The following is a 14,117-nucleotide window of genomic DNA, read 5'->3' as shown; positions in this document are numbered from 1 at the left end:
TTGAAACACGTTGATGATCAAGTAGCAGTAAACAAAGCCAATATTGCTGATAATACAGATAAGATTGGCAAAAATGCTGATGCCATTGCGGATAACAAGCAAAAAATAGCTGACAATAAAGCTGCAATTGATAAAAATGCAGGCGATATTGCTACTAATAAAGACAATATTGCAACTAATAAAGCTGACATCGCAGCCAATACAGATAAAATTGGTAAAAACGCTGATGCGATTGCAGATAACAAACAAAAAATTGCCGACAATAAAACTACAATTGATAAAAATACAAGTGACATTGCTATAAACAAAGGTGATATTGCTTCTAATAAAGCTAATATTGCTCAAAATACTGCTGCTATCTCTCGTAAGATTTCTTTAGGTGGTAACTCTGGATCTACCGATGAAAAATCCTTGAGCACCGGTGATGTGAAATTTAATGTTAAAGGTGAAAATGGTCTTACAACAGTTGCTAATGGAGACGATGTGACTGTTAAACTTGATGATACGACTAAAGGCAAAATCGATAATGCAGCTGATCGAGATTTGAGCAATTTGACTCCTGACGGTAAGCAACAGGTTAAGGATTTAGCAGCTTGGAATGTAGTCGCTAATAATGAAACAGCTGAAAAGGTTGAAGGTGGAAATACTGTTAAATTCATCGATGGTGATAACATTTCTATTACTCAAAATAGTAAAGACTTTACCATTTCTACTAAGAAAGACGTAACTTTTGATTCAGTAACCGCTAATCAAACGATTACAGCCCCAAAAGTGAAAGCGACAACTGGAGTTGAAACACCTCAAGTAACTGGCTTGACTAATATCGCTTGGGTTCCAGGTCAAACACAACCTGTATCTGGTCGTGCTGCCACAGAAGACCAATTGAAACAAGTTGATGATCAAGTAGCAGAAAACAAAGCCAATATTGCTGATAATACAGATAAGATTGGTAAAAATGCGGATGCTATTGCCGACAATAAACAAAAAATTGCCGACAATAAAACTGCAATTGATAGAAATGCTGCTGATATTGCTACCAATAGAGACAATATTTCGACGAATAAACAAAATATTGCTGATAACAAAGCGGCCATCACTAAAAATGCTGGCGATATCGCAGCCAATAAAGCTAATATTGATAAAAATACAGAAGCTATTGGTCGTAAGATTTCCTTAGGTGGTAATACTGGTTCAACCGATGAGAAATCCTTAAGTACAGGCGATGTGAAATTCAATATTAAAGGGCAAAATGGTATTGTTACTGAAGCTAATGGAGACGATGTAACTGTCAAATTAGATGATGCTACGGCTAATAAAATCAACAATGCAGCAAATACGGATTTGAGCAACTTAACAGATGCTGGTAAACAACAAGTTAAAGATTTATCCGCATGGAACGTAGTAGCTAATGGTAATACTGCCGAAAAAGTTGAAGGTGGCAATACAGTTAAGTTTATCGATGGTGATAACATTTCCATTACTCAAAATGGTAAAGACTTCACAATTGCTACTAAACAAGACGTAACTTTCAATACTGTAAAAGCAAATCAAACCATTACAGCACCAAAAGTGAAAGCTACAGAAGGTGTAGAAACACCTCAAGTAACGGGTTTGACTAACACTGCATGGACTCCGGGTCAAACACAGCCTGTCTCTGGACGTGCCGCCACAGAAGATCAATTGAAACACGTTGATGATCAAGTAGCAGAAAATAAAGACAAGATTGCTGATAATACAGCTAAGATTGGTAAAAATAGTGATGCCATTGCGGATAACAAGCAAAAAATAGCTAATAATAAAGCTGCAATTGATAAGAATACAGGTGATATTGCTACTAATAAGGACAATATTGCTGCGAACAAACAAAATATTGCTGATAACAAAGCAGCCATCACTAAAAATGCTAGTGATATTGCAACTAATAAGGATAACATCGCAACCAATAAAGCTAACATCGACAAAAACACGACAGCTATTGCGCGTAAGATTTCCTTAGGTGGTAACTCTGGCTCTACCGATGAAAAATCGTTGAGCACAGGTGATGTGAAATTCAATGTGAAAGGTGAAAATGGCCTTACTACGGTTGCTAATGGCGATGATGTAACTGTTAAACTCGATGATGCAACTAAAGGCAAAATTGATAATGCTGCAAATCAAGATTTGAGCAACTTAGCAGAGAATGGTAAACAACAAGTTAAAGATATATCTGCATGGAATGTAACGGCTGCTGGTGGTACCATTGAAAAAGTACAAGGTGGGGATATTGTAAAATTCCAAGCTGGTGATAATCTTGTAGTTAACCAAGACAGAACTACTTTCACATATGGCTTGGCTAAAGACATGAAAGGTCTAAACAGTGTTACCGTAGGAGATGAAAATGGTGTATCTACTAAGATCATTCCTGCAGGTACAACAGTGAAAGATGCAGCTGGTAATTCTACTGCAATTAATGGTGGTGGTATGACTATTACTCCGGCAGATGCAACAGCTAGCCCTGTATCCCTTACTGTAGACGGCTTAAATAATGGTGGCAACCAAATTCATGGGGTAGCGCCTGGCACAGCTGATACTGATGCAGTAAATGTTAGCCAATTGAAAGCATCTAATGCTGGTTTACAAGAAGCTGTTAACCGTGTTGGTACTGAAACACAACGTGTTGGTGCTCATGCGGCAGCTATGGCAGCATTGAAACCAATTCAATACGATCCATTGGAACCTACACAAATCATGGCTGGTATTGGTAACTACCGTGGTGAAACTGCAGGGGCTATCGGTATTGCTCATTACCGAACCGAAGATACGATGTTCAATGTAGGTGTTTCACTTGGTACTAGTCACAATATGGTAAATGCAGGTGTAACACATAAATTTGGTGGCAGTCGTGAAAGAAAAGACGCTATTCCAGAACGTTATAAAGCAGGCCCTATTAGTTCTGTTTATGTAATGCAAGATGAAGTATCTAGTCTAAAAAAAGAAAATAGTAATCAAAAAACTGTTATTGCTAATCAAGCAGCACGTTTAAATACATTAGAAGCTGAAAATGAACGTCAACGTCAAGAATTGGCTGAAACCAAACAAGGTTTAGATGACTTGCGTGCCGTAGTAAATCAATTGTTAGCCTCTAAAGGTTAAGCATTGAGAACTAATTTTGATAATAGTCTAAGATAGTCATTTGCCTGTAAAGCTAAAGAACCTCTTATACACTGTTGTACTTGATAGGGTATATACATTTCGTCTAAGAGGTTCTTTTTTGCTATTTTGATATATATTCTTATTTAAAAAGCATAACATATGAATGATTTTTCATATGTTATATGATATAATACAATAGATATAAGAGGTGAAGTAATGCCTTTACTATATGATCTTGCATGAATAGGAGATAGGATGTTAGACCGTATACAACGATGGCTTTCAATAGACACCATGTTGCCTGTTGCAGAACGATTAGGAGCTGTAGGAACTACAAAGCAGCTATATGGTAATTATTTAAAAATAGCTTGGCCAGCTACATTACAAGGCTTGATGTTACAATTTATGACTGCCATTGATTTGGCGATGGTTGGTGCCTTAGGTGCGTCAGCTCTTGCTTCGGTAGGCATTATGGGTCAACCTGAGATGGTAATGCTCATCTTTTGTCGAGCCTTATCCATTGCTGTGACGGCAATTATAGCTCGTCGTCATGGTGAAGGTGATGTAGATGGTATGAATGCCGTACTCAAGCAATCTATTTTATTGAATTTTTTAATTTATGTACCGTTATTATTGATATGTTTCTTGAATTTAGAGCATATTCTACGTTTTACGGGTGCTGAAGATGGCTATATTGAAACAGCCGTTTGGTATGGTCGTTTCATAGTTATTAGCTTAATATTTCAGTCCTTTAGCCAAATCGTAGGGGCTGCACTCATTGGATATGGTAACACTAAAGTTATTTTTAAATCTAATGTAGTAGGGAATATTTTGAATACGATAATGAATTTCTTCTTGATTTATGGTATTGGTTTCTTCCCTGAACTTGGCGTTATGGGGGCAGGTGTATCCACTATGATCAGTAGTGCTATTATTGCATTATTGTTGTTGCGTACGATTTCACAACATACTTCTACTGGATTAACATTGCGCCATCCGTCGAAATGGATGTTTGAAAGGCCCGTATTACATACAATGTTTCATGTCGGTGGCAGTTCTTTAGGGGAACAGTTCTTTGAGCGGTTTGGTATGTATACATACACTATGATTGTTGCCTCCTTAGGTGCGGTACCTTTAGCAGCACATTACGTATGTATGAATTTAATGGATATATTTTATTATTTTGCGATGGGTCTTGGATTTGCAGGTGCATCACATACGGGTCAAAGTCTTGGACACAAGCGACCGGATATTGCACGTACTTATGGTAAAATTGGTGCCCGTATTGGTCTAGTCGTGGGCCTTGTAAGTGCATTAATCTTTATTGGCCCTGGTGATTTTTTAGTACAGTTATATACTCGTGAAAGTGATGTTGTTACACTTTCAGCCGCTTTGATGGGCATTATGGCTATCGCAGCATTCCCTCAAGCATTACAGCAAGTATATTCCGGTGTGTTGAAAGGGGCAGGGGATACATATTATATTATGAAATATTCCCTTGTGAGTGTAGCGATTATTCGTCCTATTATTACATATTTATTATGCATTACATTAGGTTTAGGGCTTTTTGGGGCATGGTTATCTTTGTGCTTTGATCAGTCTCTAAGATTATGTTGTTCTTATTTGAGATTTATTCGAGGAACATGGCAACATAAGGTTGTTTAATGAGATGTAAATGATTCTTTTTCACATTGAAAGTTTTAGAAGGATTCATGAAAAAGAAGTGAATAAACTCTTGTCTATTAAAAATTTTTGATGTACAATACGTAATGTGAAAAAAATGACACATTGGGGAATGTGTTATCTGACCAGAAACTTCTGATTTCACGTATATATGTAAGGGATATACATATGAAATGATAAAAGCTTCCTTAGTGCATAAGGGAGCTTTTATTCGTTCAATTATAGTTAGATTTATTAGTATTTATAATAATGATTTTGATGAACTTATAAAACCAGTAATTTTATTATTGTTAGAGAATCTTAAAAAAGATAAATAGTATTATAATTTCGGGAATGTAATATGTGCAGAGAATCGCAGTGATTCGGCAATAGAGAGGGTTTAAATATTTATATTTATAATATTTATAGATAGATATAACTAAAAATTCATCAAATATTCATGAAGAATATTGAATTATATTGAAAAATTGTGTAAAATATAAGCATATTATTACCAAAGCCTAAGTATTATAAGGGCTGTTTTTGGAGGGAATTATAATGAATAAAAAATTATTAGCTTTATTGGCAGTTGCTGCTGTAGGTGTGTCCGTAGCAGGTGCAACTCCTCAAACTCAATTCAATAAAGGTGAGTTTCAAGTTGATCTTGGTGCGTCTGATTCTAAAGCAAAAACTAAAGCTTGGACTTCTGATGCAAAATGGAACTTTGATGGTGGTGTAACATACGCTTTTACAGATAAAACAGCGTTGCAATACCAATACCATGGTTTGAATGATAAAATGTTCGGCACTAGCTATAGTGATAGAATGCAAGAAGTTAATTTGATTCAATCCTTGAACAAAAATTTCGCAGTATATGGCGGTTATGCTCACATTTCTGGTGATACATTCCCTAAAGCAAATAATATTGCTCAATTAGGTGTAATTGGTAAAGCTAACCTTGGCTCCAAAGTAGACGTTTATGGTAAAGCGGGTGTAGGGACTAAGAGAACTACTACTTGGGAAGCAGGTTTAGGTTATAAAGTTAACCAAGACTGGGATATTAATGCAGGGTATCGTTATATCAATACTAAACGTGATGATAAGTCTAATATTTCCTTCCAAGGTCCTGTAGTAGGATTATCTTACCGTTTCGGTGGTCACAAATCCGTAGCTCCTGTATACACTCCAGCGCCAGCTCCTGTATACACTCCGGCTCCAGCTCCTACTGTAGAAGCGCCTGCATATAAAACTCCTAAATTGGATTACTATGTACAATCTATCTACTTTGACTCCGACCAAGATGTTGCTCGTGCAGACCAATATCCAAACTTAACAGCTGCTGTAAATGCTGCTAACCAATATTCTCAAGACCAAGTTAAATTGATGGGTAACGCTGATACTGATGCAAATCCTCAATACAACATTGCTTTGTCTGAACGCCGCGTACAACATGTGGCTCAATATTTAGTTAACCATGGTGTATCTGCCGATCGTCTTATCGGTATTGCTAATGGTGATGTTAAACCAGTTGCAACTAACTCTACAGCAGCAGGTAAAGCTGAAAACCGTCGTGTAGACGTTTATATTCATCGCTAATCTCTAGACTAATCTAGATTAGGCCTACAATAAGTCCACCTTCAATCATGCTCTCTTGTTTATCGAGAATTCGAGCATGCGATAAGGTGGACTTTTGTGTTATACTAAAATTGCATACAATCCTAGGTCATACAATGTTCATTATGCTTTGGTAATGTATGCGATGTGAGAATCGTATAGTTATATAGGTGTAGCTTATTAATAGTGTTATGTGAAGTAGGTTATTATGAAAGAATTCAAATATTACAAACAGCTCATAGGAGCTATTATACTAGCGGGCATTATGATTATGATGGCACTACGTATAAGTGATATTGCTAGTGGTCTTGACGCTATCTTTACGGCTTTTGTTCCGCTCATTGTGGGTGCTTGTATTGCTTTCGTATTGGATATTCTAGTCGTTCGTTATGAACGATGGCTATGGCCTAAGTGTGACTCTGGATGGAAGTATAAAATACGTCGCCCGTTGAGTCTTTTGCTATCCTTTGTAACAATTAGTGTTATTGTGTATTTTATTGCTCGGATGGCGTTACCTCAATTGATTCATTCTATGTCGATTATTGTAGCTGCATCACCGCAATTGTATACGGATTTCCAAACATGGATGCAACATATTACAGAAACCATTCCAATGGCGTCGAATCAAACGATTATAGATGCCCTAAGTGGAGAGAATATTGCTAAATATACTCGTGAATGGGGGACAAAAGGTGGCACATATATTGTAAATGCAATGGGCACCGTATTGTCTTGGACTTTGAACATAGGTCTTGGCTTAATTTTTGCTGTTTATATGTTGCTTGATAAGGAACGCCTTATGTTACAAGGTAAACGTATATTAAAGGCTTATGCATCAGATGAGTGGGTAAGTCGAGTTAGTTATGTAACTCGTGTAGCAGTTCAAACATTCAGTAATTTTTTTGTAGGTCAGTTTATAGATGCCTTGGTTCTAGGCGTGATGGTAGGTATTACTTTATGGCTATTTAATATTGAATATGCTACAACGATTGCTTGTGTAATTGGTCTAACTGGTTTGATTCCACTATTAGGTATTTATGTTGGTGGTATCATTGGAGCCGTTATGCTACTTACTGTTAGCCCTATGGATGCTCTTATCTATGTAATTATTCTGGAGATACTACATCAAATTGAAAGTAACTTTATTTATCCTAAAATTGTAGGTAACTCTGTTGGATTACCAGGTTTGTGGGTATTTGCTGCTGTTATCGTAGGCGGTAGTTTGATGGGGGTTACTGGTATGTTGATCGGTGTACCTTTAGTGGCTACATGCTATAAATTGATTATGACTGATGTAGATGGACGACTTGCATCTAATGAAGGTTTATAGTATATTGTCTAAATGATATGACTATTTACATATTTTTCGTGTTGCTGAATATAGCATGAACTTATAGAAATTCTAGTGTACTAATAGTTTGATTAATAGAAACATGGTATCTAGTAGGAGGATTATAATGAATAAAAAGTTGATTTCTATGGCATTAACGGGGGTATTAGCAGTGGGCATGTTATCCGTTGCTACACCAATTGTGGCAGATGCACGCAAAACAAAGCCTGAAACAAGTACGGATATTTCTGTAAAACGTGCACCTGGCGAGTCCATAGTTATGACTATGAGCCAAATTGGAACTATTTTCCAAAATCGCTATCCAAATGCGGCGCTTCATTCCGTAGAGCTCAACTCTAATGACTTGAACTATGGTTATAAAGTAGTTGGTTATAGTAAGTATCATCAGTACAAGATGAAAATTGACGTAATCACTGGTAATGCTTCTGATATGGAAGAGGGGGGCAAACCTAAGAAAGTTATTGGTGAGATTTTCAATAAAGATAAAGTTATTGAATCAACGCAAGCAGAACGTGTTGCAAAACAACAACTTGGAAATGATGCTGTTATGAAGGGCTGGAAAATTGAAGCTCATAATGGTAAAGTTTTATACTATGTGACTATGCATCAAGATGGTAAAAAAGTAGTTGTTACAGTAGATGCTGAGACAGGTGCTTATGTAGAACAATCTAAATCCTATAAATTACCACCTGAGCCAGATCAAGGCTTTGATGGTCGTAAAACAAATCTCGTTTGGGGTTCTGATATAGATATGGGCCGCTAACATATCTATTGATGATTAATAAGAAAAGAGCCGAAGGCAATGCCTTTGGCTCTTTTTTGCGATTCCGATACTATAAAATATCGGTTGATAGTGCTCTTATGTTAGAATATTTTTTTACAATAGATATGTTTGCAACAAAAGGACTGCGCCTAGGTTTAGTCCTTTTATTATTTATAACTATAGTTGTATTACCAACGATTTTCGTAGTACACTTGTGTCCACATGATAACCTCGACGAGGGATGGATGTGGGCTCATAGTTTCGCCTACAGTGATAACGGATCTAGGGTCCATTTCACGAGTAATACCTTTTTCACGTAAACGTTTAGTGCGTTCAGAAGCAATTTCTTCGTTGATTGCTGTCAACGGAGTTACACCACTATTCATAAGGTTCACATAAGGCTGGAAGAGGATAGAGGCTTGAGGACCTACGACATGCATACCAAGGATATGGTTGGTGTCTTTATCTACCACAATTTTTACAAATCCATCGTTTATATCTCCAGGGTTGATACCCATTGCATAGCCTTTTGCAGTGGAGGAGTAGAAGTTCTTCCCAACTCCTACATTGTAACCCGCTTTGATAGCTTCAGCCTCTGTGAGACCTACACTACCAACTTCAGGATAGGAGAAAGTAACTTTTGGTAATGTATCATACCTTGCCCAACGGTAATCATCTTCACTTGTTGCATAGAAGAGATTGTGAGCAATGATATCTGCTTCGTAGTTTGCACGGTGACGGAATGCCGGCTCCCCATTGACATCACCTAAAGCGTAGATACCATCAACGGATGTTTCTAAAAATTCGTTAGTTTTGATCCAGCCTTTAGGCCGTGTTTCAATACCAGTATTTTCTAGGTGAAGTTCTTCCACAGCTGGATGGATACCTGCAGCTACAAGGATTTCTTCAACTTTAGTTTCTGTAATTTCGCCAGTAGTACGATCTTTAGTAACTACTACTTTAAGGCCATCCTCTTGGCGGATTTCAACAGTGTCTTGGTTTAGAAGTACGTTAATACCACGTTCTCTGTAGTTGTTAAGCAAGTGTTCCGATATATCTGCATCTTCTTTAGGAACTAAACGTACATTATGTTGTAGAATTGTTACTTTTGTACCAGCGGAATCAAATACATGAGCGAACTCAACACCAATCGGACCCGCACCAAGTACAGCAAGGGATTTATATGGCTGTTTAGGGAATTTATCACCAAAGAGACTTTCACTAGTAAGGAACCCTGATTCTTGAAGACCTGGTACATTAGGTACATTACTATAGCCACCAGTACCAAGGATAATTGTAGGCGCTGTAATTTCTACAATGCCAGACCCATCGTTAAGATGGATGTTCATCACTTTATCAGATACAAAGCTTGCTGCACCACGATACACATCTACGTTGTCATAGGCATTGTAATAATCATAGATGCCTGCAGATTCGTCAATTTTATGCCAAGTACGCTTGGACACAGTATGCCAGTCCATAGTAGCAGGTCCAACGTTAACGCCAATTTTTTTGAATTCTTTTGTTTCTTGAATTGCATTAGCTGCTGTAACCATAACTTTTGTAGGAATACAACCGCGAGTTAGACATGTACCACCAAATTTACCTTTTTCTATGACTGCCACTTTAAGGCCTTTTTTGAGCGCAGCATCAGCTACGATGGTTGCGCCGCCTGTACCAACTACAATAATATCGTATTGTTTCATGTTGATTCCTTCCTATATATCTACTAATAGTTATTATCATTAACTATATTATACCACTACATTGAAGAAAATCAATATAGTTTGTTAGTGATTGGTGAAAGTTTATATTTAGTTTATCCAAATACATAATATTATTTCCAGAAAATTAAGAGGCGCGGATATATGTAACTTTCACAAAGTCCTATAAAAGAATGTACAATTAGTTTACAAAAAAAAGACGGTCCCAAAGGACCGTCTAAAAAAATTTTAGTTCCAATCTTGATGATAACCGCGTTTTGCATAATCAGCAGTAGCAGTGAAGAGGATATCTGTGCTAGAGTTAAGTGCAGTTTCCGTGGAATCTTGTAATACCCCGATAATAAAGCCTACGCCTACAACTTGCATTGCTACATCATTGGATATACCGAATAGGGAACAAGCCAATGGAATGAGTAACAAGGAACCGCCTGCAACACCGGAAGCCCCACATGCACCTATAGTGGCAATAACAGATAATAGGATTGCGGTAGGAATATCTACAACGATACCTAATGTATGCGCCGCAGCTAATGTCATGATTGTGATTGTAATTGCTGCACCACCCATATTGATTGTAGCTCCTAATGGAATGGATACGGAATACATATCTGGATTAAGTTTCAATCGTTTGGCTAAATCAAGGTTTACGGGAATGTTTGCAGCAGAACTACGTGTAAAGAACGCATAGATTGCAGATTCTCGTAAGCATTTGAATACCAATGGGTATGGATTACGACGAAGGTAAATAAAGGATAAAATTGGATTGATTACTAGTGCTACAAAGATCATAGAACCAAGTAATAATACGAGTAATTGAAAGTACCCAATCAAGGCTTCGATGCCGTTAGTAGCAATGGATTCTGCTACAAGGCCCATAATACCAAGAGGGGCGAATCGAATGATCCAACCTACTACAGTAGTAATAGCTTGTGCAATGGACTCCATAACTTCCTTCGTATTCATCGGTGCATGGCGTAAAGCACCACCAATGATAAGTGCCCAACCTAAAATACCGATGTAGTTAGCAGTCATTAATGCTTTTACAGGATTATCAACTACATTTTTTAGTAATGTTGTCATAACCTCTACGATACCTTGAGGTGGTGCGGCATCGGCTGCACCTGCTGCTAGGTGTAATGTAGTAGGGAAAAAGAAACTTACGATTACTGCTAAAGCCGCAGATAGGAATGTACCTAGTAAATATAAGGTTATAACAGAGCCCATACCTGTTTTTTGTCCAGAGCGATGTTTACTAATCGCAGCAATTACTAAGAAAAATACGAGGATAGGGGCGATACCTTTTAGCGCCCCAACGAAGAGGACTCCTAATAAAGCAAGTTCATTGGCCACATCGGGCACATAAAGAGCAGTTAAAATACCAATAATCAAACCTATGATAATTTGTTGGATTAGACTGACTCTATTGATTGATTTTACAAATCGATTCATAGTACACTCCAATACTTATATAAAAACAAATAAAATCCCATGATAAAGTATCCTTTCAACATGGACATATGTCATTATACAACGAACATGAAATGGTGGCAATAGATATTATAATCGATAGTCGTATATATTTATTATGAATATAGGTAAAAAATAGATATGTGTGTTTAGTTTTATATTATGTAGCGGAAAATACTAAATACCAGTGTTTTTAGTAGGTATGTATATATTACATAGTCATTATATAGAGTATATATATTAGGATTCTTTTTAGCGTTCCTATAGTGTGGTATACTATGCCATATATAATTCTTGAACATAGTTCTTGATTTGTGAAAGGTCCATAATGAATACTAAAGAATTTAAAACGTATGCAGATAAAGAGAAATTTGTACAAGGCGTTTTTTCTAATATTGCAAAAAACTATGACTTAATGAATACGGTGTTAAGCTTTGGACAAGATTATTTTTGGCGTAAATTCTCTGTAAAAGCGATGAATATCGGTCCTCACCAATATGTACTTGATGTGGCATGTGGCACTTGTGTATTTACGAAGGAAGCATTACGTCAAGAGCCCACTTTGAAGGTAGAGGCATTAGACTTTAATAGTGAAATGCTAAATCAAGGTCGTGTTCGTATTGAGGCTGCTGGTTTACTTAATCAAGTAAATTTAGTACAAGGTGATGCCATGGCCTTACCATATGAGGATAATACATTTGATGCTGCAATGAGTGGCTTTGCAATGCGAAATGTTCCAGATATTAAGCAGGTATTGTCTGAAATGCAACGCGTGGTAAAACCAGGGGGGAAGGTTGTGGTGTTAGAACTTGCAAAACCAAGTATGTTTGGGTTTAAACAGTTATATAACTTCTATTTTTCATATATATTGCCTATTATAGGAAAATTGAGCAAAGATAACTCTTCCTATGCATGGCTTCCAGAATCTTTACGTAGATACCCGCATCAAAGTGAGATTTTAGAAATCTGGAAATCTCTTGGATATGAAAATGCCACCTATCATGAATTGACAGGCGGCATTGTAGCTGTACACGAAGGTGTGGTACCGGAAAATTCTATTGTAGATAATAAGTGATGTTAGCGTCTTGTGAAACTATTAAAGAGCCTTTTTCTACAGGCGTAGTAGTTTCGAGAGCTGCTTTTAGCATTACTGGGTTACGATAGTAACCAGAGTCCATTGTGCTAGTTTCAGTTGTGCTAATGGAAACAGTTTTTACTGGTCCCAATGTACGACCGAGGGCAGCTGCGATAACTTCTGCTTTATGGCGACCGTTTTGAATCGCTTCTGTAGTTAAAGAATCAGATAATTGTTGAGACACATCATTTTGGAATGAAAGGTTGTTGATGTCGTTAGCACCAGCGCTAACAGCGGCATCGACAACCTTTCCTACGTTATCAAGGTTATTGATCTTAACTGTTACATGATTTGATACATTGTAACCTGTATTGATGCGTTTGCCGTCTTGATAGTCGCTCGTTGGATTGATGGAAATGCTAGATGTATAGATGTCTTTTTTTGCAACACCTAAGTTAGCTAATTGACTAATTAAATTACTCATAATACGATCATTATTAGATTTTGCAGCATTGATATTGGTATTTTGGCTTGTAATACCAAGTGTTAAAATCGCATAGTTAGGTGCTACAGATCGAGACGCTTGACCAGTAATATTAATTTCTGAAGTATCAAATGTGCCCTGTGGTGCAGCTAATGTGGTAGTTCCCATAGTAGCACATATAGCAGCTATAGCTACAGCTTTTGATAATAAATGTTTTGATAGTTTCATACTCAATCTCCTTACAATAATGTAATATTCATATTGGTAAACGCTAATAAAAGAAAACTAATTTGTGCTGGAAGTTCTTTATTACAGCTACATTGTACATGATTAATTGTGTAAAATCAATTATTAGGTTTATGATTAAAAATGAAAATAAAATGAAGATTTTGTAAAATTGAGAATTGGGGGTTGCGATTATATTTTCATTGTACTATAATATGCATACAGTCGTTTGAGCGGCTGTTTCTTAATGAGTGTAGCAATACACTTAGAGGTTTAAAATGAACTTCAAAAAAGATTATAAAATGTGTTGACATGAAAGTGGTCATAATGTTATTATAATCAAGTCGTCAATTACGACAGTACTTAATAATGAAGTAGTGCAAATTGATAACAGATCTTTGAAAACTGAACAATGATAGGTAATCAATCATATGATTGAACATATGCCAGAGTGCGGGTTTTGACATAGTCAAAACCAACCATAATTCAAAGTTACTTAAAAGTAACGATAACAAATAATGAGCTATTCAAATAGCTTCAAGGTATCTTGGAGAGTTTGATCCTGGCTCAGGACGAACGCTGGCGGCGTGCTTAACACATGCAAGTCGAACGAAGAGCGA

9 protein-coding genes and 1 rRNA gene are annotated in these 14,117 nt (G+C 36.9%); 7 read left to right on the top strand and 3 right to left on the bottom strand.

Features of this window, described 5'->3' with window-relative positions:
* The 5 genes from AAAT26_RS09535 to AAAT26_RS09515 all read left to right on the top strand — a co-directional run.
* Nucleotides 1–3,132, top strand: a 3,132-nt coding sequence (locus AAAT26_RS09535; RefSeq protein WP_349209154.1) for a YadA-like family protein, incomplete at its 5' end; no start/stop codon positions are given.
* Between the two features lie 255 nt (nt 3,133–3,387).
* Nucleotides 3,388–4,797: an MATE family efflux transporter gene (locus AAAT26_RS09530; RefSeq protein WP_349209152.1), complete on the top strand. Its 1,410-nt coding sequence runs from the start codon at nt 3,388–3,390 to the stop codon at nt 4,795–4,797.
* A gap of 555 nt (nt 4,798–5,352) precedes the next feature.
* Nucleotides 5,353–6,390 (top strand): OmpA family protein, encoded by a 1,038-nt coding sequence (locus AAAT26_RS09525; protein ID WP_004692964.1) that lies wholly within the window; start codon nt 5,353–5,355, stop codon nt 6,388–6,390.
* A 226-nt stretch (nt 6,391–6,616) separates the two neighbouring features.
* Nucleotides 6,617–7,738: an AI-2E family transporter gene (locus AAAT26_RS09520; protein ID WP_008602687.1), complete on the top strand. Its 1,122-nt coding sequence runs from the start codon at nt 6,617–6,619 to the stop codon at nt 7,736–7,738.
* Nucleotides 7,739–7,865: 127 nt separating this feature from the next.
* Entirely contained in the window at nt 7,866–8,522 is a 657-nt protein-coding gene (locus AAAT26_RS09515) for a PepSY domain-containing protein (protein WP_349209150.1), read from the top strand.
* 188 nt (nt 8,523–8,710) lie between these two features.
* Here AAAT26_RS09515 and AAAT26_RS09510 read toward each other — a convergent pair whose 3' ends face one another.
* Nucleotides 8,711–10,228 carry a dihydrolipoyl dehydrogenase family protein gene (locus AAAT26_RS09510; protein WP_008602685.1) on the bottom strand — a complete coding sequence of 506 codons (1,518 nt, stop codon included), beginning with the start codon at nt 10,226–10,228 and terminating at the stop codon, nt 8,711–8,713.
* Nucleotides 10,229–10,474: 246 nt separating this feature from the next.
* Complete coding sequence (sstT, locus tag AAAT26_RS09505) at nt 10,475–11,695, bottom strand: serine/threonine transporter SstT (protein ID WP_004692960.1); 1,221 nt, start codon at nt 11,693–11,695, stop codon at nt 10,475–10,477.
* 346 nt (nt 11,696–12,041) lie between these two features.
* Between sstT and AAAT26_RS09500 the strand changes: the two genes are divergently transcribed.
* Entirely contained in the window at nt 12,042–12,788 is a 747-nt protein-coding gene (locus AAAT26_RS09500) for a ubiquinone/menaquinone biosynthesis methyltransferase (RefSeq protein ID WP_004698389.1), read from the top strand.
* Here the strand turns inward: AAAT26_RS09500 and AAAT26_RS09495 are convergent.
* Entirely contained in the window at nt 12,769–13,500 is a 732-nt protein-coding gene (locus AAAT26_RS09495; RefSeq protein WP_004698386.1) for an SIMPL domain-containing protein, read from the bottom strand. The two genes, AAAT26_RS09500 and AAAT26_RS09495, sit on opposite strands and share 20 nt — an antisense overlap.
* 541 nt (nt 13,501–14,041) lie before the next feature.
* Here AAAT26_RS09495 and AAAT26_RS09490 point away from each other — a divergent pair.
* Nucleotides 14,042–14,117 (top strand): 16S ribosomal RNA (locus AAAT26_RS09490); the annotation flags it as partial.

This window comes from Veillonella parvula (assembly GCF_040094895.1).
Lineage (GTDB): Bacteria > Bacillota > Negativicutes > Veillonellales > Veillonellaceae > Veillonella > Veillonella parvula_L.
This window is presented reverse-complemented; position numbering and strand designations above follow the sequence as displayed.